At 29.8% G+C, this 21,848-nt stretch carries 22 protein-coding genes and 2 pseudogenes; 4 read left to right on the forward strand and 20 right to left on the reverse strand.

Annotated features, from left to right (window positions below; all coding sequences use genetic code 11):
- Position 1: 1 nt before the first annotated feature.
- The 3 genes from iolG to ACWJKE_RS07700 all read right to left on the reverse strand — a co-directional run bounded on the left by iolG (position 2) and on the right by ACWJKE_RS07700 (position 3,021).
- A complete protein-coding gene (iolG, locus tag ACWJKE_RS07690; RefSeq protein ID WP_216304652.1) occupies positions 2–1,015 on the reverse strand; it encodes an inositol 2-dehydrogenase in 1,014 nt (337 codons plus the stop codon).
- A gap of 40 nt (positions 1,016–1,055) precedes the next feature.
- On the reverse strand, positions 1,056–2,108 hold the full coding sequence (locus ACWJKE_RS07695; protein WP_216304109.1) for a zinc-dependent alcohol dehydrogenase: 1,053 nt from the start codon (positions 2,106–2,108) through the stop codon (positions 1,056–1,058).
- 85 nt (positions 2,109–2,193) lie between these two features.
- Positions 2,194–3,021: a sugar phosphate isomerase/epimerase family protein gene (locus ACWJKE_RS07700; protein WP_216304110.1), complete on the reverse strand. Its 828-nt coding sequence runs from the start codon at positions 3,019–3,021 to the stop codon at positions 2,194–2,196.
- A 275-nt stretch (positions 3,022–3,296) separates the two neighbouring features.
- On the opposite strand from ACWJKE_RS07700, the gene ACWJKE_RS07705 reads away from it, so the two are divergent.
- Positions 3,297–3,941: a helix-turn-helix domain-containing protein gene (locus ACWJKE_RS07705; protein WP_216304111.1), complete on the forward strand. Its 645-nt coding sequence runs from the start codon at positions 3,297–3,299 to the stop codon at positions 3,939–3,941.
- A gap of 368 nt (positions 3,942–4,309) precedes the next feature.
- Here ACWJKE_RS07705 and ACWJKE_RS07710 read toward each other — a convergent pair whose 3' ends face one another.
- The 6 genes from ACWJKE_RS07710 to ACWJKE_RS07735 form a co-directional block, all read right to left on the reverse strand.
- Positions 4,310–4,801, reverse strand: a complete 492-nt coding sequence (locus tag ACWJKE_RS07710; protein WP_462959306.1) for a hypothetical protein — start codon at positions 4,799–4,801, stop codon at positions 4,310–4,312.
- A 218-nt stretch (positions 4,802–5,019) separates the two neighbouring features.
- A complete protein-coding gene (locus ACWJKE_RS07715) occupies positions 5,020–5,466 on the reverse strand; it encodes a PTS sugar transporter subunit IIA (RefSeq protein ID WP_462959307.1) in 447 nt (148 codons plus the stop codon).
- A gap of 27 nt (positions 5,467–5,493) precedes the next feature.
- The gene (locus ACWJKE_RS07720; RefSeq protein WP_253198271.1) at positions 5,494–6,909 is read right to left on the reverse strand and encodes a PTS fructose transporter subunit IIC; all 1,416 of its coding nucleotides are present in this window, start codon (positions 6,907–6,909) and stop codon (positions 5,494–5,496) included.
- 229 nt (positions 6,910–7,138) lie between these two features.
- Complete coding sequence (locus ACWJKE_RS07725; protein WP_462959308.1) at positions 7,139–9,073, reverse strand: BglG family transcription antiterminator; 1,935 nt, start codon at positions 9,071–9,073, stop codon at positions 7,139–7,141.
- Between the two features lie 332 nt (positions 9,074–9,405).
- Positions 9,406–9,939, reverse strand: a complete 534-nt coding sequence (locus ACWJKE_RS07730) for a nucleotidyltransferase substrate binding protein (RefSeq protein ID WP_268064198.1) — start codon at positions 9,937–9,939, stop codon at positions 9,406–9,408.
- A gap of 155 nt (positions 9,940–10,094) precedes the next feature.
- Positions 10,095–10,985 carry an alpha/beta hydrolase gene (locus tag ACWJKE_RS07735; protein WP_216304114.1) on the reverse strand — a complete coding sequence of 297 codons (891 nt, stop codon included), beginning with the start codon at positions 10,983–10,985 and terminating at the stop codon, positions 10,095–10,097.
- A gap of 159 nt (positions 10,986–11,144) precedes the next feature.
- Between ACWJKE_RS07735 and ACWJKE_RS07740 the strand changes: the two genes are divergently transcribed.
- Positions 11,145–11,693 carry a TetR/AcrR family transcriptional regulator gene (locus ACWJKE_RS07740; protein ID WP_216304115.1) on the forward strand — a complete coding sequence of 183 codons (549 nt, stop codon included), beginning with the start codon at positions 11,145–11,147 and terminating at the stop codon, positions 11,691–11,693.
- Positions 11,694–11,815: 122 nt separating this feature from the next.
- On the opposite strand, the gene ACWJKE_RS07745 is transcribed toward ACWJKE_RS07740, so the two are convergent.
- From ACWJKE_RS07745 to ACWJKE_RS07755, 3 genes and pseudogenes are all read right to left on the reverse strand, one after another.
- Complete coding sequence (locus ACWJKE_RS07745) at positions 11,816–12,907, reverse strand: hypothetical protein (RefSeq protein WP_216304116.1); 1,092 nt, start codon at positions 12,905–12,907, stop codon at positions 11,816–11,818.
- A 2-nt stretch (positions 12,908–12,909) separates the two neighbouring features.
- Positions 12,910–13,608 carry a DUF998 domain-containing protein gene (locus tag ACWJKE_RS07750; RefSeq protein ID WP_253198273.1) on the reverse strand — a complete coding sequence of 233 codons (699 nt, stop codon included), beginning with the start codon at positions 13,606–13,608 and terminating at the stop codon, positions 12,910–12,912.
- Between the two features lie 90 nt (positions 13,609–13,698).
- Positions 13,699–13,803, reverse strand: a pseudogene (locus tag ACWJKE_RS07755) (sugar O-acetyltransferase); the annotation flags it as partial.
- A 152-nt stretch (positions 13,804–13,955) separates the two neighbouring features.
- On the opposite strand from ACWJKE_RS07755, the gene ACWJKE_RS07760 reads away from it, so the two are divergent.
- A complete protein-coding gene (locus ACWJKE_RS07760; RefSeq protein WP_216304117.1) occupies positions 13,956–15,308 on the forward strand; it encodes an APC family permease in 1,353 nt (450 codons plus the stop codon).
- A gap of 182 nt (positions 15,309–15,490) precedes the next feature.
- Here ACWJKE_RS07760 and ACWJKE_RS07765 read toward each other — a convergent pair whose 3' ends face one another.
- From ACWJKE_RS07765 to ACWJKE_RS07790, 6 genes and pseudogenes are all read right to left on the reverse strand, one after another.
- The gene (locus ACWJKE_RS07765; RefSeq protein ID WP_216304118.1) at positions 15,491–16,093 is read right to left on the reverse strand and encodes a glycosyl-4,4'-diaponeurosporenoate acyltransferase CrtO family protein; all 603 of its coding nucleotides are present in this window, start codon (positions 16,091–16,093) and stop codon (positions 15,491–15,493) included.
- Positions 16,094–16,130: 37 nt separating this feature from the next.
- Positions 16,131–16,286, reverse strand: a complete 156-nt coding sequence (locus ACWJKE_RS07770; protein ID WP_216304119.1) for a hypothetical protein — start codon at positions 16,284–16,286, stop codon at positions 16,131–16,133.
- A gap of 891 nt (positions 16,287–17,177) precedes the next feature.
- Positions 17,178–18,014, reverse strand: a pseudogene (locus ACWJKE_RS07775) (DUF2357 domain-containing protein).
- Between the two features lie 15 nt (positions 18,015–18,029).
- Positions 18,030–18,209 (reverse strand): hypothetical protein, encoded by a 180-nt coding sequence (locus ACWJKE_RS07780; RefSeq protein ID WP_216304120.1) that lies wholly within the window; start codon positions 18,207–18,209, stop codon positions 18,030–18,032.
- 100 nt (positions 18,210–18,309) lie between these two features.
- Positions 18,310–18,552, reverse strand: a complete 243-nt coding sequence (locus ACWJKE_RS07785; RefSeq protein ID WP_268064200.1) for a hypothetical protein — start codon at positions 18,550–18,552, stop codon at positions 18,310–18,312.
- A gap of 89 nt (positions 18,553–18,641) precedes the next feature.
- Positions 18,642–19,133 (reverse strand): hypothetical protein, encoded by a 492-nt coding sequence (locus ACWJKE_RS07790; protein ID WP_216304122.1) that lies wholly within the window; start codon positions 19,131–19,133, stop codon positions 18,642–18,644.
- Between the two features lie 476 nt (positions 19,134–19,609).
- Between ACWJKE_RS07790 and ACWJKE_RS07795 the strand changes: the two genes are divergently transcribed.
- On the forward strand, positions 19,610–20,176 hold the full coding sequence (locus tag ACWJKE_RS07795; protein WP_216304123.1) for a transposase: 567 nt from the start codon (positions 19,610–19,612) through the stop codon (positions 20,174–20,176).
- A gap of 629 nt (positions 20,177–20,805) precedes the next feature.
- Here the strand turns inward: ACWJKE_RS07795 and ACWJKE_RS07800 are convergent.
- Together ACWJKE_RS07800 and ACWJKE_RS07805 are read right to left on the reverse strand one after the other, a co-directional pair.
- A complete protein-coding gene (locus ACWJKE_RS07800; protein WP_216304124.1) occupies positions 20,806–21,549 on the reverse strand; it encodes a hypothetical protein in 744 nt (247 codons plus the stop codon).
- On the reverse strand, positions 21,533–21,670 hold the full coding sequence (locus tag ACWJKE_RS07805; RefSeq protein WP_216304125.1) for a hypothetical protein: 138 nt from the start codon (positions 21,668–21,670) through the stop codon (positions 21,533–21,535). The genes ACWJKE_RS07800 and ACWJKE_RS07805 overlap by 17 nt, the downstream gene beginning before the upstream one ends.
- Positions 21,671–21,848: the final 178 nt, after the last annotated feature.

Here is a 21,848-nt window from a genome sequence, read left to right on the forward strand (position 1 = left end):
ATTAAAATTTAATTTCAGATAATTTAACTGGTCTGTTCTCATGTAATGATTTTGTAGCAGCTTCACCAATTAATACAGCTTGTAACCCATCTTCACCATCTACAGGTGTATCTGTATTATTTACAATTGCGTCAATAAATTCTGTTACTTCCTGCGCATAAGCCTGCATATATCTTTCTAGGAAGAAGAATAATGGTTTTTCTCCTGTAACACCATTTTCATTTGATATTACTGCCGATGAAGTGCTATCATTTGCTATTGAAACCTGACCTAATGATCCAAACACTTCAGCCCTTTGATCATATCCATAAGCTGACTGCCTTGAGTTATCAATTACTGCTAAAGTTCCGTTTTGCATCTTTAATGTTATAATAGCTGTATCAATGTCCCCAGCTTCGCCTATAGCGTTGTCTATCAATACATTACCGAGTGCATAAACTTCTTCAACTTCACTATCTAAAAGATATCTAGCCATATCAAAATCATGAATTGTCATATCTAAGAACATGCCACCAGAAATCTTCACATAATCTATTGAAGGTGGCTCAGGATCTCTTGAAGTTATTTTCAAAATATGAGGTTCTCCAATTTTTCCACTAGCAACCGCATTCTTAATTGATTTAAAGTTGTGGTCAAATCTTCTATTAAACCCTACTTGATACTTAACCTTAGATTTACCTAATTCATTAATGACTTCTTTTATTCTAGTTAAATCATGATCAATTGGTTTTTCACAGAAAACATGCTTTCCTGCTCTTATTGCTTCTATTGAGATTGGTGAGTGTGTATCTGTTGAGGAGCAAATTAATACTGCATCAATTTCTGGATCTTCTAATATTTTTTTATAGTCAGTATATACCTCAAGTATTCCCTTACTCTTTGCCCATTCTCTTGTAGCATCGTTTAAGTATGCATCAGCAATTGATTTAATTTCAGCATTTTTAACATATTTTGATATACTTTCTCCATGTACCTTCCCAATTCTTCCTACACCAATAATTCCAACCTTTAACATATTGCCCCGTACCCCCTCTTAATCAGCATATGATACTTGTTTATACTTGTAAATTTATCGCAATTTTAATATTATCTGATATTTTTAATCCATCAATAAACTCTTTTTCAACGTCGTCCAATGGTATTGTCTCAGTAATTACTTTTGAAATATTTTCACTGTTCTTCTCTATTATTTGTATTGCTTTTTCAAATCCTCCTGTACCGCCAATACTGCCATAAACACTTAATGCTTTTTTAATAACTGTTCCAAAATCTAAATCAATATAGTTCTGATGACCAATGCATATGACAGTTCCACATCTTTCAGCTAGAATAAGTGCTTTCTTAAACGCTTCTCCACTTCCAGTAGCCTCAATGATAAGATCATAACAATTATTTGAATCCCCTATACTATCCTTAAAATCCATGTTAACTGTATTTACATTAGAATAATCAAATGAAGAAATCAACTCTAGTTTCTTGCTTTCTATATCTGCCACTGTAATATTAGGGATACCTAGCTCTCGTAATACAAATAATGACATCACGCCTATCCCGCCGGCGCCTAGTACCAAAGCATTATTAATTTTTTTTAATTTTGATTTTTCAATTCTGTTGGTTATTGCTTGTACAGCAACAGCCATAGGTTCTGCTAGAACAAACGCCTTATGTTTGCTAATTTTTGGGCAATGATAAATATACTTCTCATTTTCAATAATATATTGTGCACATGCTCCGTCAATTGTTATGCCTCTTTTTTCTACATTGTCACATTGATTTTTATTCTCTTTACAGAGAGTACATTCATCACAATAGATAGAACAATCTCCAGTTACTAAATCTCCAATGTTCCAATTTCCTTTTACATTTTCCCCAATATAACTTATTTTCCCTACCCATTCATGTCCCAAAATGATGGGATAACTATGTGGACCTAAGTATTTCCCTTCATATAGTTTTATATCGGAACCACAAAGGGCTACATAATTAACCTTTATGAGTATTTCACCATCCTTGATTGGGTTTAATTTTATTTCTTTAACTTCTATCTTTTGGGGACCACTTAACATTACAGCTTTGTTTTTAAAAAGCTCCGTTTTTTCTAAAACCATATTTATTACCCTCTTCCTTTATTTGTTTATTTGTTTTGAGACCATCTATATATCCTTTTATATCTAATAATGCATTCCCACTATACTAAAAACTATCGATTACATTAGTTAGGTACTCTTTACTTTCCTTTAATGCCTTATCACACATTTCTGAATGGTTATATAACTCTACACTTACATAATCTTCATAGTTATATTTCTTTAGGATTTCAAACACCTTTTGAAAGTTTATATCTCCTTCTCCAGGTATTTGATGATAATGTACCTTATTCTTAATATCTTCTATATGAATATGGCGTGTATATTGTAAAGAATTTTCTAAAGCTCCATAAAAATCATTTTCACAGCAATAAACATGTCCAATATCTAAATTCAACCTAAATCTTGGATTATTTATCTTTTTAATTAATTCTACTGCAACAGCTGATGTACCGACAAAAAAATTAGGTTCTGGTTCTATTGCTAGTATTATTTTGTCATCTTCTTCTAATAAGGTATCAATTCCCTCACAAAGATACTCCATAGCTTTTTCTTTATCCATACCTTCTTTTAATTTTCCACTTGCAAAATTTAAAACAGGTACTTCTAAATATTTAGCTACAGCTATTGATTTTTTTAACAAATCAATTCTTTTTCTTCTGCCCTCCTTTTCAGTATTTATTAATGATGGTTCAAATGGTTCAGAACTTAATAACTTATCAGCGCCAGTAGCAATACATACGATATCTATATCTATATCTTTGCATATTTTTTTTACTTGCAATAATCGCTCTCTACTCACCTTTAATGGATTAATATGGTTATCATGAAATGACATTTCTAAGCCATCGTAGCCAAAATTCTTTACCTTGTTGATGGCTTCAATCAACTCCAGCTTTCTTAATCCATTAGTGTTGTAACTTATTTTAGGCATACACAATCACCTCTTTCTTAGTTCCACTCCAATAAATAATTACTAATTTTTTCATTTTTTTCCTCCTCTTGATAATATTATGTACATTCATATTCCTATTGGTATAGTAACTGCTGATAACCCTTACCGTCCATCTTCATTATGATAGAGAACAATTTTATTTACATTTTTTATTGTGTTGATATTGATTATCGTTCTTATTTACATTATAATGGTTTTAAATTAGATTTTTTTAACATTATTACTATATTTTTTTAAAATATTAAGGAGATGCTATGAAAAATTTACTCAATCACACAGAACTTGCCTTAAGCATTAAGAATAATAACTTAGAAAATGCCAATATGATATATATGAAAAAGGTAAAAGTACTTTTAGTATTATCCAGTAATACAAATGAATTAAGGAAACTGCTCTACTCAATTAACATCTTTATATACACCTATTTCTGCAACAACAATTCCATAACCTTGGAGGATTTATGCTATAAAAATCTTAATCTTATGGACAATTATCACTTAAAGGAAGATTTAATTTCTTTAGGGAAATCAATTATTAAGAGCTACATAAAAGCCATTCATCATGATAAATCAATATCAGAAAACGAAATTATAAAACATGCTTTGATCTATATTCATTCAAATATTGAAAAAAAGATAACCTTACAAAAAGTTGCAACTCACATTCATATAAGCAGAAACTACTTGTGTTATCTTTTTAAAGAGAATACTAGTTTTAAATTTTGTGAATACATAAACATATGTAGAACAAATGTAGCAAAAAATTTCTTAGACAACTCATCCTATCCACTAGATGTGATTTATTTTAAATCTGGTTTTAATAGTCAAAGTCATTTTTGTACTACATTTAAGAAATATGTGAATGTTTCCCCCAATGAATATAGAAAAAGAACGCGGTAGTAGACTTAAACATTAATATCTCATAATAAAATAGGCAGAATTTTATTGCATTAAATACAATTATCGTAAAATCTAAATAGAAAAGTAAATAAGAGGGGAATAGATATAACTATTTGTTCTTGCTGTGGCAGGGTGAAATGATTACAAAAGAGGAGAAAGATTTAATCTCCATAGTAGAGCTAACGCGGGATCGTTCAATAGCTCGTTTCAGACATTGAGCAACTTTCGTAGCTATCATCACTTAGGTATATACTTAAGGTGATAGTTTTTATCGGCTCAACATCTGAATCCGAACCTGGTCATTTCATAACATTTTTATATATTAATATCGTTGCAATCGCGATAATTAGTTGGTTGATAATTTATTTTTATATCCACTTTTCATCGTCTGAAATCCATTCCATATTTATTAGATCAAAAGATCTTATATCGTCATGTAAACATAAGTACGAAGGAATGTTGATTTTTGTTCCAATAATTTTCTTCCACATTTCCGAGAACCATCTAATAAGTTCAAAAGAATCTTCTTCATAGGCATCGATCCCTACTTCCTCATAATGCTCGATCTCATCATAAGAAAATATATGTTCAACTTCTTGAAGCAAATCATATCCTCCTGAAAAATAAATATCTCCATCAATTTTTTCGTCATGGAAAAATTCATTAGCGTCTCTTGTCATAGAAAACATACGGATATAAAATCCAGATGTAAAGCCTTCATTAAAAATTTCGAAGTCCAAAACTTCGATTTCTGGATGAAAATTAAAATTTGATATCTTCATTAGTTCATCTGACAAAGCACCAGAAAGTTTATTAAGGTAGTTTCTCACTTTATTTCTATACATATATATATCTGACATCTTTATCAACTCCTTCTATCCACAATATTTTTCAATACTTCCATATTGCTTTATAGCCATTTTAGCAATCTTATCAATTGTAGTTTCCTTAGATTTTAAACGTTCAATAAATTCATTATATTTATCTATACTCCCCCCCGCTTTTAATTATATCGTTATTATTATATAAAAAAGCTATGAATTTAGAAATTTTCTACATTCATAGCTTACTATTTTACTTATCCCTCTGTATTGTGATTTAATAATTCTTCAATAACTTTTTTATCTGTTGCATTTACTATTTCTTCTTTAATCTCATCGTCCATTAAGCTTATAGCAAGTCTTTGAAGAATCTTTAAATGTTCATTCTTTCCATCTTCTGGTACTGCTATTAGGAATACAATGTTCACCGGTTCATCATCAAGACTTTCCCATTCTATTCCACTTGAACTTTTCCCCACAACAACTGTTGGTACTTTAACCCAAGATGACTTTGCATGTGGAATAGCAACTCCATCACCTATTCCTGTTGTTGATATTGATTCTCTTGCTTTAACATCTTCTACATATTTATCTACATCTATTAATCTTTCATCTATTAAGTTTGCTAAATGTTTTATAGTTTCAAACTTTTCAGATGTATTTAAATCTAAATCCATATATTTCACATCAAATAATTTACTCATATTTTTTCTCCTTGTATTCCTTATTTTTTAAGCTTTTTGCTCTTTTCTTATTTTCATACCTTTTAGATAATTAATCATTAATGCTGTAACAATTGAACCTACAATTATTGCTATTAAAAACATTAATATTCCGTCAATACCACCCATTAAAGCAACTATTGGGCCACCGTGTGGTACTCTATCAGCAACTCCACCTAACATAGCTATGTTAGCGCCAACTATTGAACCTACCATTAATGATGGTATAACTCTTAAAGGATCAAGTGAAGCAAATGGAATTGCTCCTTCTGTTATTCCACAAAGCCCCATTGCAAATGCTGCTTTACCAGCATCTAATTCTTCACTACTGTAGTATTTCTTTTTTAAGAATGTTGCAATACCCATTCCTATTGGAGGAATTGCTATTGCTGCTGCAATAGGACCCATTATTTCTGGATTGCCTGCTGTTATCATTGAAACACCAAATAAGAATGCTGTTTTATTTACTGGTCCACCCATATCAAATGCGACCATTGCACCTAATATAGTAGCTAAAATTACTGAACTTGTGCCCGACAAACCTACTAGAAAACTTTTTAATGCTTCAAATGTTATTGTTATTGGCCCACCTACAACTAATATAAATACTAATCCCGTTACCAATGTTGATATAATTGGAATTACTATTATCGGCATTATTGGCTTAATCATGTCTGGAACTTTAATTGATTTTAATCCCTTAACTATATATCCAGCTAAAAATCCTGTTACTATACCGCCTAAAAATCCAGCATTCGCTTCTGACCCATAAAAAGATCCATTCGATGCAATATATCCACCAATTAGTCCTGGTACTAAACCTGGTCTATCACCTATTGAATACGCAATAAATCCAGACAATACTGGTACCATGAATAGGAATCCTGCTCCACCTATCTTCTCTATAATTTTCCAAAATGATTCATCTGGTATTACAAGTCCTGCATTAGTAGGTTTTCCACCAAATGCAAGTGCCATTGCTATTAATAGTCCTGCAACAACTACAACTGGAATCATATATGAAACGCCACCCATTAAGTGCTTATAAAAAGTTGGTTGCTTAGATTTTAATTCCTTCTTACTTTCATCAACACTCTTCATCCTTTTTTCTTTCTTCTTTTCTACTTTTCCATCTAAAAACATTTGTATTAGAACATCTGGTTCTTTAATAGCTCTAGTTATTGGACACTCTATCATTGGAAGCCCTTCAAATCTTTCTAAACTTACTGCTTTATCAGCTGCAATTATTATTCCATCAGCTTCTCTTATATCTTCTTCTGTTATTACATTTTCCGCGCCCGTTGCTCCTTGAGTTTCAACTTTAATTTCTACTCCCATTTTCTTTGCCATCTTACTTAACTTTGCTGCGGCTATATAAGTATGTGCAATTCCAACTGGACATGATGTAACTGCTAATAATTTCATATATTTCATCCTCCGTTTACTTTATTAATTAAGAAACTTCAAATGCTTTATTCATTTCTTGTCTTTATTATATATTGGATGTAAACATATTCATAGATACACTTTTTCCTGTTATAGCGGAAATTAAATATCTACTTTTAGTTAATTACAATTCTTTTAAATCATCATCTTAGATGCAGCAAAAATAAAACTTCAGAAGGAGATTTATCCTCCCACCGAAGTTTTATCTTTAAAATTTGCTTATTATCTTATTTAATTCTTCAAAATCATTACATTTAATAATATTTTTCACAACTTCAATGTCTATAATATTTTTATATAAATGCTCTAAACAATTTTTCCATTCATACCTATCCTTAACCGCAATACCTATAAGTAAAACTAATTGTACTTGTTCTTTACTCCAAGTAATTCCCTTCTTTAATACAGCAACAGCAATAAAAGATTCATTTATGTCCTCGCTCATATGATGTGGCACCGCAACTAATTCGCCTATTTCTGTACTAGCTATCTCTTCTCTTTTAAAAATACTCTCTCTTACATTTTCATTTATATACTCTCTTTTAATTAGTTCTTTTGTCATAAAATCTAGTAAATCGTCTCTATTACTAGCCACAACATTCTTAAAGAATAAATTTTCTTTAAGTTTACTTACAAGACCATTTGTATTATTAATGTTATTGTCTATCTTTTCTTCAATTAGCTTAATTTCTTCACTATCTAATAAGCTTTTAATATATATAACCTTATCTAATCTAATATCTAAAGGAACTGTAGATATTATTAAATCTGCTTTTTCTATTACGTCATCATTTAATTCATATCGCGGAATAGTATCTACGATATTTAACCTATTTTTAAAATGGGATTCTAACTTTACTTTAAGAAGCAGAGATGTCCCAACACCTGTTGTACATACTATTATGACTTTCTTTGCAGTAGATTCTCTGTTTTTATTTTTTCTTTCAATGGCTGCTGCAAAATGTAGAGCAATAAATCCAATATCATCTTCTGTTAAATTAAGGTCTGTTTCCTCTTTAATAATCTTGTTTGCGAGAAGTGAAAGCTCTAATGCAAAAGGATAGTTATTTTTTATTACACTCAGCATAGAATTTTCTACCCTAATTCCATATCTCGCTCTATTTATTGATACTTTAAGATGATGACCTAAGAAATTGATAAGCATATTATCATTAGTAAAATTGATATTAAAACTATTATTTATTGATGCTAATATTTTTCGTAGTATTGCATCTTCCTCTACATAATATTCTTCTGTTTCTTTGCTTGTTTCCATATGACTACTTGCCATTATATGTTTAGTCAGATATAACATTTCCTCTTCGATTAAATCAATTCCAAATTCATCCTTTATTTCATTACATACACTTTTAGCTATCTTAATTTTTGATTCTATTTTTAACTTTTTTCTAATATCCGCATCATAAGAAATATTTTTATGATAATAGTTTCTAATAATCATTATTATTAAATAAGATTGTATATCTCTATATGCTATGTCCGATAATCTAAAATTAAATTTAGAAATATTATTTTTAATTATATAATTTATATATGTATTTTTTTCTCCTAAAATTTTCTTTATTAGGATATCCAGGTTATTTTTTATTTCTTTATTACTAGCTAAAACATATCTATTGATGCAATAACGTATATTCTCTTCACTTCCAGTTATTTTAATTCCCTTATTACCAATCTTCTCTATATCAGCACTAAATTTTACTAGAGTAATTTTTGCAAGTTTAATATCATTCTTTAATGATGATAAACTTACATATAATTCATCTGCGAGTTCAATTTGAGTTATTCCTTCCATTCCTTTTAACTCATTTATTAATAACCTTGTTATTATATATTCTGCCCTTTCTATAGCTGTTAAATTATTAGATATATCCTTTTCTTTGTTCTCACTTAAGAACTCCTTAAATGTTTTCTCTTTAAGAATTTCAATTCTATACCCTCTTGATTTTTCGGATAAAATAATTGCACCTTTATCTTCTAATATATAGTTTAATTCCTTTATATCACTTCTTATAGTTCTAGATGAGACGCCTAATGTATTACAGAGATATTCTCCAGTAACTATCTTATCAACACATAATAATATGTGTAAAATCTTTTGCAATCTTAAATTACATATCATGTTTACCACCCTTATATTAATATTTAATTGTTTTTATTCCTCTCATTCTTAATCTTCTAAAATGTATACTTTTTATACATGATAACATATCTATTACACCTCACAAATTATATTATACCAAAACCCATCTTTATAATATCTCTAATATAAACATATTCAAATTTACACTTTTCCCATAAATCAGTATATTAAGATAATAAAAAAAGAACCTTCCAAACATTTGTTTTGTTTGCTCTGGTTCAAGTTTATTTATATTAAATATAAAGATAAGTCATCTTCTATATAAAACAATTTCACAAAATTAAATGACGTTCTTGCTTCGCGACATCTCATTAATATGTTTGCAAAAAAGCTTTTAAATTATTAAATTCAGCAATATAACTTTTTCTAATTCGCTCAACTATATTTCTACCTATTGTTTCATCATACATATGTGATGTTCTATTCCTATCCAACATCATTTCGATCCAAATTTCCCCATCAACAATTATCTTATGCTTATATGCTATCTTAATAGTACTCCGTGGAGATATTTCCTCGTCTATTATACCCTGTTCTTCTAAATAGGACTTCATAACTTTCCAACTTTGCTCAAATGTAAATTCAAATCTTTGAATAATTCCATCAATAATTATATCATCTGTAATATCCTTTTTTAATGCTTCGTCCAATCTAGCTAAGGCTTTTACAAAATCGCTTACTTTTTCACCTAATCTCTTTCCCATTGTATATAACACCCCTTCCTTTAATATATTCTTTATTAATTCTTCTTTATTTAACTCATTAAATGATAATATATCAAAACTTAAAGGCGTATTTATTTCGCTTATATCCATATTAATATTAGCTAATGTCAAGTGCATCATTCCTGCTCCAACTATACAAATATCTATATCTGAATTATATTTATTATTTTAGCACATATAAAATTATTTAAAACTAAAATATTGAAAAACACTTAAAAATAATAAACTATAAAAAGCTTTTAGGTGAATATATGAATGCTTTAATAACTTTTACACTATTGACTACATTCATTACTAGTTTTTGTACTTTCCAAAAAATCTTTCACCAATGGAATATATGAATCTATTTTTAAAAACAAAGCGAGATGTCCACCACTTAAATAATCACATATTTTCGGATTTGGCATTAATTCAATCAATCCCTGCTTTATTCCCCCACTAAATGTCTCATCATCCTTGGATAGAATCAGTAATACTTTCCCATCGAGATATGCAAAATCATTTCTACTGCTTCTCTTTAAATCCAATAAGTCTATCATTAGGCTACACATATGGCGTTCACTTCGATTAGTCAATCTATGAAACATTATCTCAAATAGCGCTTGCATATACTCTTGCTCTTCTTCTGTACATCCCTTTAGATGTTCCATGGACTGCTTGATAAATTTTTTCCGTAAAAATGCCATTGGTATACATCTAGTTAGCTTCTTTACTTTTCTCATCTTCCGAATCATTTCATACATTGGTTTCATATCAGTTTCCTTTAATGTTTCTGATAAACAACCCGAATTAGATATTATCAATTCGCTCACAAGATTTTTATAACGGGTTGCAACAATCTGAGCCAAAAATCCACCATAGGACTGACCAATTAATACTACAGTCCCCAAATTAAGCTCCTTAATTAGCGATGCAATTCCATCCACAAGTGCAATATTGGTCTTATATCCATAAGGATAATCAAATAGTAAAACTCTAAATTCTTTAGCAAACTCCTTTGCATGATTATATAAAGCATCTGACATCCCCAATCCACCAACAAGTAATACCAATGTTTTTTCACCATATCCAGCTAATCGATATGTAAATCTTACACCATTTATAACCTTAATCTGTATTGGAAATAATTTTTTATATTCACTCATGTCTTGTTTAAAATTCAACATACTAACCTTCCACCTTTCAATTCTGAGATATTTAAATATCTTCATGTCACACTTGTGACACTCTCATATTTATTGTATAATTTATGTATAAGTAATGTCAATCCCATATCACCAAGTGCTACATAATAGAATATTTGTGACAATTACACAGGAGGTCATATGAGTAAATCTACAAATAAACTTGCCATACAATCTGAGCAGTGGCTCTTAGAATCTTTTTATAGACTGTTAGAAAAAAAATCATTTAAAGAAATTTCTATTTCTGAAATTTCGAAGAATGCAGGACTAGATCGCAGAACCTTTTATCGCCACTTTAAATCCACGGAAGAACTCCTAGAAAAGTATTGTCAAACAATAATTTCAGAGTTCACAGCTCTCCTATTAAAACAAGGAACTATTAGTAAATCAAACGTAACTATTGCATATTTTTCTTTTTGGGGGAATCATCTTGATTTTTTAAATCTATTACAACGTGATAACTTACTATTCTTTTTATTAAAGGAATTTGACCAACTTCTTATTATTACTAGAGAAACTGTTATGCCCGAAATCAAAGAATCCTCCATTACAAAGGAGGAACATTATGCCCTAGCCTTTCATATTGGAGGATTTTTTAATCTTTTAGCAAAATGGTTATCTCAAGGAGCAGTAGAATCTCCTGAAGAAATGGCTGCTATTATGAGAACCCTATTTCCAACTCAATTGTAACTTGTGGCGGTAAATATTTCACTATAGTTTCATGCATTATATAAGCAAATTTTTCTCATATTAATAGAACGTAGGTAAAACTTCATCAATACATGAAAAATAAGGTTTATCTATATTTACCCCTATTTAGTAAAAAATCCGGATACATAATAAAATAGGATATTTTTTCTCTTTGTATAAATATCAACATTGTTTATTAATTTAAAAGTTTTATTGTTAATACTGTAAACATATAAATATTCTCCATCCTTTGAATAAAGCTTATCATCTTTGATACTTATTTGTCCCAAATTGTTTTCAAGAGTTACAACATCTTGTTCATTAGTCCCGGGGTCATATATAGTAATTTTATTTCCTTGCATTTGAACTAAATCATAATGAGATATTATTAATTTATTTTTATAATTTAATATTTGAAATGGATACCTTTCTTTAAGCTTTATGTTTGAAACAGTTTTATTTTTAATATTAAATTTACTTAAATTATAGGATCCTCGCTCAGTATCAGATACTTCATATTGGTTAGTAAAATAAATATCATCACCTATTTTAGTTGAGTAATTGTGGCCTTCACCACTTTTACTTATATCTATTATATCTGTAATCTTAAAACTTTTTGTATCAATTAAATACAAATGAGATTTATTTCCATCGTTATCTTTCTCCATTGCAAAAGCATATAAAGTACCATTATACAAGTCAATACGGTCAATATAAATCCCTTCCTTCGATATTGTTTTTAGATTTCCCGAACGCTTATCATACCAACTTATTATGGATTCATTACTTAAAGTGTTTGCGCTGTAGATTGCTTTATCATTAACAGCAAAACTATTTATACCGTGCTGCTTCATATCATATGTTTTATATTTACTAGTTTCAGTATTATATTCCATAATTACAGTTAACTCTTTCTGATTACCTATTCCTTTTGGAACAACATACATATTCTTACCATACATTCTTGGAAGGTCAAATGACGAACCCATGGACCCTAATTTAATTTTTTGTGTTCCAGTTTTTTTTAAATCTTTATTGTAAAAAGTTAAGTTGCTTTTATTATCTTGTTCAGTTGTTTCAATTACTCCTATGTTAAAGTCTTTATTAGAAGTTGCTTTCTCTCTAGATTGTTTCATATGGACTAAAAAAAGTAATACTAGTACTGATAACATTGATGCTATTATTAATATAAATGGTGATTTGAACTTACGCATAATCACAATTTCTCCTTCACCATAAACTTATAAAATACCCCCACTTTTAAAGCTGAGGTATCCAAATAACTTTTCTCATCTTTATTGAAAGTATAATAATAGGATAGTGTAAACATCATAAATTGCAAGGAATAAATAACCAATCGTTCTGTTAATCCTAAAATATTAAGTCTCATACCCATTCCTATGGGATTGGTTGCTCCTGTTAGTGTTATAACAATGGACATTATTAAAACAAACCTTCCGAGTTTTTTTATTTTTTCTTGCTTTAAGTATCCAACTGCAAGTATAAAACAGTATGAAATTGTAGTGAACATTACCACAACTGTTACTACGATGTGCATCCTATTTTGAAAATTCATAACCGTTTTATCACCCGTCAATGGAAAAAGGCTATAGCCAACCATGGAAACAATCTGCATAATCATCATCACAACATATCCTACTCGTGTTACCAAGTGATATTTTCTAAAAGATTTAATGATAAGTCCTGCCACAAATAAAATTGTGCAAATACCATATACACTTGTAAAAAATTTAAGGATTACAGCATTTGGAGCACCAACTGCTGTTAGAGAACTAATATCTGTTGTAATCGGATTATATTGTTTCCATAGCAAGTTTCCAATAATAGTATGTAGCATATATCCAATTACACCAACCATCCCCAGTGGCATAGATATTTTTTCAATTTTTTTCATTGGTTATACCCTCCCGATATTATCTTATTATTACATAACAAATTTATTAATTAATTATAACATTATTACCATATACGGGATATTAAAAAATTACAGTAAGTTTAACTTTGAATCTTTTTCTGTAATTAATCTTATTGGTTTGCACGGATTGCCGTATGCAATATAATTATCCGGGATATCTTTTGTAACAACGCTGACGATAATATTTATCAAAATACAAATTTGAAGGATATACAAAGATGTAAATATTGGCAACAATAATATTGGTTTTATCCCTATAAAAAAGTAAAATATAATGATATAATCAATTATCTGAAAATTATAAATTACGAAAGGAATGGTTAATTATGAAGCCAAAATTAGAAAAAAAGTACGGGCTAATGACTGCAATAGCAATGGTTGTTGGCATCGTAATCGGCAGTGGTGTTTTTTTTAAGGCAGAAAAAGTATTAACTGCAACTGGAGGAAGTCTTCCACTAGGTATTTTGGCTTGGATTATTGGCGGTATTATTATGATTTCTTGCGCCTATACTTTTGCTGTAATGGCAACTAAATACGAGAAAGTAAATGGTATAGTTGATTATGCAGAAGCTGCTATGGGTGAGAAATATGGATATTATGTTGGCTGGTTTATGGCACTAATTTACTATCCAACATTGACATCAGTTTTATCATGGGTTTCAGCTAGATATACCTGCGTATTATTTGGATTTCCAATTACAGGTGGAGAGTGTATGACTATCGCATGTCTATATTTGATAGGTAGTTATGCTTTAAATGCATTATCACCAGTTTTAGCTGGTAAATTTCAAGTTAGTACAACTATTATAAAACTAATCCCACTGATTTTAATGGGTATAATTGGGACAATCGTAGGTATCAATAGTGGTATGACTATGTTTAATTTTACAACAGTAGTAAAAGAAGTAAATACTACGAATGCATTATTTACAGCAGTTGTTGCTACAGCTTTTGCATATGAGGGTTGGATTATTGCTACAAGTATCAATGCTGAATTAAAAGATGCAAAGAGAAATCTTCCACTTGCTCTTATTGGAGGAACTTTTCTAATTATGGCTGTTTATATTCTTTACTACATAGGACTAGCTGGAGCTGTAACAAACGAAGTTATGATGAAAGGCGGAGAAGCTGGAGCTAAATTGGCATTTCAAAAAACATTCTCCTCTACATTTGGTTCTCTAATATTTGTATTTGTTATTATTTCTTGCCTCGGAACTTTGAATGGATTAATGCTCGGATGTACTCGTGGTATTTATTCATTAGCAGCAAGGGGCTTTGGACCAAAACCAAAAATATTTAAACAAATAGATAGTGAGACTAATATGCCAACAAATTCATCTATACTGGGACTACTTCTTTGTGCTATATGGTTATTATACTTCTATGGCGCTAACTTAACAAACCCTTGGTTTGGATTCTTTTGTTTTGATTCATCAGAATTACCTATAGTTACTATTTATGCATTATATATTCCTATTTTTATTATGATAATGAAAAAAGAAAAGGATCTAAGCTCATTTAAAAGATTCGTAATGCCTATTATTTCATTAGCAGGATGCATATTCATGATGATTGCTGCTTGTTTTTCTCATAAAATGGCAGTTGTTTCATATCTAATTATCTTTGCAATTATAATGGCTATTGGTTCTATGTTTTCGAACAAAACAAAACTTAATTAGAATCTAATATCTAATTAAAAGATGTTGTACTGAAGATAAGCTTCTAATCACGATTATTGATATACCATATTAACAAATAAGCAGAAGCCACTTCCTTTCGGAAGTGGCTTTTAAATTATTTATATATGTATTAACAACAAAGCTTAGAGTTTGCTAATAATTTTATATGATACAAAGAATACCTAGTAATAAAACTTCACTATATTATCAATTTCTTTAGCAAAATTAGGATGTTTTAACTTATGTTTATTAATCACTCGCCGTACCCGTGGCCGATTATACCGCTGGACAATAATAGGGTATATGTTAAGAAATATATTAAAAAATATTAACCATATTGTTTGCTTAAATGAATATGCCATACAAACATATACGGTAATGATTGCAATTATAATAGCTATAATTACGTGTCCAAATTCAGAAGTCCGGGTTCTGTATTCATAATACTCTAATAAAATTAAAGATTTTCTGATAGGAGTTTCCTTTTTTCTACTTCTCTCCCAATTACTTAATACTAGTAATTTTCTAAAAAAAACAACACCAAGATACTTGTATATTTTACCTTCATCCTCAATACGGTGACAATTAAAATAAGATGATTTGAGTTCCGGCCTCAATAATGTTTCCACTATAGACATCCAAATCATCAGTAAGAAGTTTAGTGAAATACTATATGTTAAGGAACTCATGCTCATAAAAGGGAATAGAATTAAAAAACCTACCCCACCTGTGGTCGTCATTACAATAACACACTCGAGAAATGTGTTTTGCTTTACTTTGATCATGTTGTATGCACCACCCTTCTTATATAAAGTATTATATCTAAGTAACCTCTAATGGATTTCTAGTACTTGTATGTTTTACTCCAATTAAAAATACATCATCTATAACACATAAACTTAAGCTTTGATAACAGTATCCATCACAGAGCTTTACATTATCTAAATTTAACTCTTCATTATAAAGCTTTACAACCACTTCAATTTTTCTGTGAAGCTTCTTTCATGTATCTATTTTAAAAACATAATAATCTATATCAGAATCACTTGAGATTTCTTTTATCGTAATTGTAGTTTGATTGCATACTAAATATAACATTAATTTCAAGTATAAGGAATTAAATAATCTAATACCTGCTTTATTTTATCATATGGTAATTGCGTCATAATTAAGGAGAATTGTCGTTAGATTTTTCAATATATGCTACTTAACTATTTTAATCTTAATATATTTGAAGGGATTCCACCCGTTCAGTAATCACTTTTAATATTTGCTTAAACACTATGATTGACATTCTATAACTGTCATTGGATTATATTTTAATGTCTAAAAAACTACCGAAATATATGTTTCAGGAGTTTTCTCACTGGCTGTCGCTTTGCCCCCTTTTCTTAGGTTGCTGTCCAGACCCTTAGGCAGTAACTGAAAGTTACCACCTTGCTATTCACCTAGCTTTCAACTATATACTTTTTTTCCAATAGAAGTTACACCTCTTTCTGGTTAAGGCACCCTTCTTGAATCACATCTTTTAAAAGTTCATAGACATAGGAGGAACTCTTTCTTTTTTAATCCTTTTACTTTTATACTTTTAGCAAGTAAAATCTGTCCGCATACGCTTCCATATTTTACAACGGGGTCACACTTACAACCTAATAAATGTAAAGAAGATAAGCTTCACAATAACCATTTCTACTCAACTTATTCTCATTTAAATGTTAATCAAACAGGTCATTCTATCCATGTCTCTGCTTTATTACCTTTTTTAGGTGAGTGTCCAGACCCCATAGAAGAAACTGGGAACAGTTTGTTCTTGCTAATAGTATATATTCTCCACATATATATGTGGACGACCTTCATTCTAAAATGTCGTTAAATAGTATTTGTAAATTTCTCTGTACCGCTTGCCATATTAAAAACTAAAGATATAGATGTGTTTCTATAATCACTATCTACATCCTTTAAAAATGAGGTCTTTAGTTTATTGTTTATTGCTTTCTTTATGGTTTTTAATATATTTATAATATCCTCATTCTTTTTCCAAGGCGTGGCAGTATAAGTTCTTATGAAACCATCTATCTTTTCAATTATCTTTATTAGCATAAACTTTAGAAATCTATTTTCTTTTGTGTCTACTGTTACTTTTTTTGTTACCTGTAAAGCTTCAGTAGGAATACATCTACCCTCTATATTCTTTAATAAATGAGGTCTTTTCTCTAGTCATTTGATAGTATCCATACTTATACTCTTTAGACTTTGATATTTACATACCCGACTATCCACTATTAATTCATGATGAGGCTTTAATAATACTATATTAATAGATTTCATTAAATTTTCATAAATATAGTCTAGTATACTGTAAAACTCAGTATAGCTATTAGCCCTTTTGTTATTTCTCTCTGCAGCTAGATATGTACTACTTAAAAATCCATAAGCTAGATTATATATTTCCTCGTTAACGTCCTTGAGTATTGCTTCATAATCTTCTTTATAATCAATTTTACTAGGTAGTACTTCTAAAATTATCTTCATATGAGTATTTCCATTTACCTTTACATAAAGATCTGAGTAACCTATATCTCCTCTGAAATTAATTATTCCGCTTAAGATATTGCCACCTCTACCTGTGGGCGTTACTTTATTTCTTATATTAGCATTTTCATGATAAAACTTTATAGTAGCTTTATTTTTTCGTTCAATTACTATTTCATAATTTGTGTATTACTTAAAGTAAAGGTATTGATTGATATCATCTACACATTCTTTACCTTCTATTATGATAGTAAGTGATTTTAATTCACCGCAGCCAGTAGCTCCCTTATTTCCCTTAATTGAAAAATATACTTCTTCTGTTTCTATAAATAGTAACTCAGAATTATTGCCAGAAGGTTGTAAATCCATCTCCGAGGAACCTCCTGATCATATATATGATTTTTTCACTACACAATATATATTTACTGTTTTCACATTGAATTTCCATAGTTTTCTATTTGATTATCCTCTATGTATCCATCATTTTTGTATTTCTTGTTTCCATGGATGATAAGATATCACTGAAATAATACTCCACTCTTGCTAAATTCATTTCATCAAGACATAGGAAATATGGTTTATCTATATTCTTCATGGCTTCATATGCAGCCTCCATAATAATACCTGGGACAAACTTGTTTTCAATATTTCTGTAGCCTAATAGATCTGTTGCATCTGAGCAATCTGGTCTAACTAGTATCAGCTTAATCATCACCTGCGGTGCTGCAATATTAATGACTTCAGAAGGATCTTTAGACTTCTACTGAAGTTTTCTCTTTGTTATAGCATGTAACTACCATTTTAAAAAGTAGGAGACCTTCCTTCTGAAATGTCGTTAACTCTTTGATTATCCATATTAGCACCAGTTGCCTGTGCAAATAATTCTACTATTTTACTCTTCCCAGCGCCTGAAATTCCGGAGAGAATAACAAAGGGTTTAGTTTTTAAACTAAGATAGAAATTATTGATTAGATATTTTGTATAATAAAACCCTTTACTTGTTATGTAATTATGAATATATGTAATTTCCGTATTGATACTGTTTATTGTATCAAATTCATTGTCTATTTCATCTTCTATAATTTCTTCATCATCTAATTCCTCATCTTCTGGTTTACTCTTTGATTTAGGAATTCGATCAAGTATAAAAGTATCTATTTTATCACCTTTATAAAAATCAATATATTCTTGATATTCCACTGGAATTGTTGTAGGTTTCTTATCATTTTCTTTTTCATATTGAACAATATAATCATAGCTTACTTCTAGCTTTTCTTTTGAAATCTCAAGCAAAGCTTTGTTACTATATCTAAGTTGAACTACACTTCCAACTCTTCCTGTAGAATTTGGTCATGAAACTATTTCTGAAAACTCTTTGTTATTGATAAATATCTTTACCTTTATACTTTTACCAAAGGATAGCCTATCTGATAGGTTGTCTAGAAAAACTTTGTGATATCTGAGTGGTATTGTAGTACCATATTTAAATGTACTCTTATCTACTGTTTTTTCTTTCTAAAATATTTTCATTTCCAGTAGCCTATCTATCCATGAATCTTTTTTATTTTTCTCCATTTATTACACCTACTTTGTTTTATCATATGGTAATTGCATCATAATTAAGGAGAATTTTTGTTGGGTTATTTAATATATTTAGCTTAAGTACTTTGGTCTAGATATGTTTTAAGGGATTCCCTGTTTGATATGCTCCCCTTATGGTAGACAGTTAAAATAATAAAACTGTTTACTATAAGGAGGGCTATTTTTTTATGGGAAGAAAATCAACTATATCAGACCAACAAAAAATTAAGGCTGTAACATCATATTTAAATGGAAAAGCTAGTATGTTAAGTTTATGCAACAAACTTCAAGTACATAAGAGTTCTTTTCAAAAATGGGTAATACGATATAAATCAGAAGGTGAAGCTGGGTTAAAACATTCTAGCAAAAATACTTCTTATACTGCCAAAGCCAAGATCAACATTGTAAAAGAATATCTTGATGGGCATGGCTCACTGAATGATTTATGCATTAAGTATCATATTTCTTCAAATACAGTTTTATGCAATTGGATAAAGAAGTATAATGGTCATGAAAATATAAAATCTTCTGGAACGGGAGGAAAAATAATCATGACCAAAGGACGCAAAACTTCTTATATTGAACGCATTGAAATCATAAAGTACTGTATTGAAAACAATAGCAGTAGGGGGCAGTTCAGTTTGGAAATCCCTTTTACTATTTTCTATTTTTACATTCCTTTTCAGAATATTTTTATTTCATTTACTTTAACAACTATTTCCAAGTGTCAGGCACCTTACATAGTTTTGATGTGAACGTATAAAATATGCTGATAATAAACTATAAAAAACTTTTAAGTGAGTATAAAAAATACCCACCAAGCCAATTTTCTCAGCTCAACGGGTATATATCTTTTTTTTACTAAAATCCTAAACACAGGCCCCAGCACTATCAATAATGACATCTTTAACCTAAGATCCCTGGCTACCGCCAAGTCTTTTTTGTTTCTATTCTTTTTCAAACCTCTCAACGTTTCTACCGAGCTGCGCATTTATTTTTTTAGCACTTTTATTTTTACATCCTTTTACAAGTTCCTGTCGCCCTAGTGAGGAGGCTTACCGACGAACTTGCTACATTTATTTCTGGAGGTTTATTAAAGTCGCTTAATATACGATTAATTCTCAATTAACAAGTATATTTAAATAATGGTTATTATAAAACATTCCCAATCGCCATTACAATAACTTTATTTAAACCATGGGAAATTATTCAGTTGATGGCTATGGGGGCATTTTCTGAAGGAACTTGCGACTGAGGTTGCTACTCCATTACATATTCTTTTATTCTCTTGCTCTTTTAATTGCAATTGATAAATGCATGTTTTTTATGTTTCACATTATAAATATTTACTTTATTAATTTTAATTAAGACCTTAACTATTGTTCTATCTTCTATAAAATTTTGCATAATACTCCTTCTTGCTTTCTAAAAGCTCCGTGAAGTCTTTGTTTGTATAATTAATATTACTATCAAATAAATTTACTATTGTTGGAATACTCATCGTTGCTATTTGTCTTGTAATTTTGCCATCTTTAATAAATCCTTTCCGCATATTACTAAATCTCCCTGATGTTACTTGAATTATTTCGTCATTGCATTCTAGTTTAAGATCTATTAAAATTTGAAGCATGTAGTTTAGCAAATAATTTGCATACTTAAGAACCTCATCATATTTAGGAATGTAGCCTTTATGTATTACCTTATTTCTAAATTCAACCTGTTTATTATCAAGACATAACGGAATATTGCCTAATATATCAAGGTATAAAAAATAATAAGCCCCTAATTGACGTTCTGATTGATTGGATACTAATTTCCAAGTTTTGTCGACATTGTCCATGTTCGCCCCTCGCTTTAATAAAAACACTTTTATGCATAACTCATAAAATCTTTCTAATGACGCTGCAAAACTTGATACAGCTTCTCTAGGATAACCATCTAGTAAAGCCATTGCTCCCATTTCAAATAACACTTCTACCTTATCTTGTTGTAAAAAGGTAACTGTCTCATGACCACAATCACAGGTGGCTTTATAAATCCCATCATCACAAATTTCGACTTCCATAAATTCCATATTGGGGACTCCAGTTTTTTGTAGACAAACAAAACAATTAATCAAAAGCTTCATTTAATCTCTCCTTTTGTAGTATACATATAGTTGATTTTATTCTAATATTACAGATATCTACTGCATTCACTATTGTTTCTCTTATATTAATAAAATCCCCATTAGAATCGTTATAGACCATACACCCTAAAATATCAACAGTATATTCAAATATACCAAATCGCTTTTACATCTACTATTCCAACAATTAGATAGAGTAGCGCATTATTGGCACGTAGTCTGGAGCGATGCTATTTAACACATGCTTTGAGACAATCCAATTGTCTCGATTGGATACTCGAGCTAAATAACATGTGATT

This window comes from Clostridium sp. CM036, assembly GCF_055081135.1.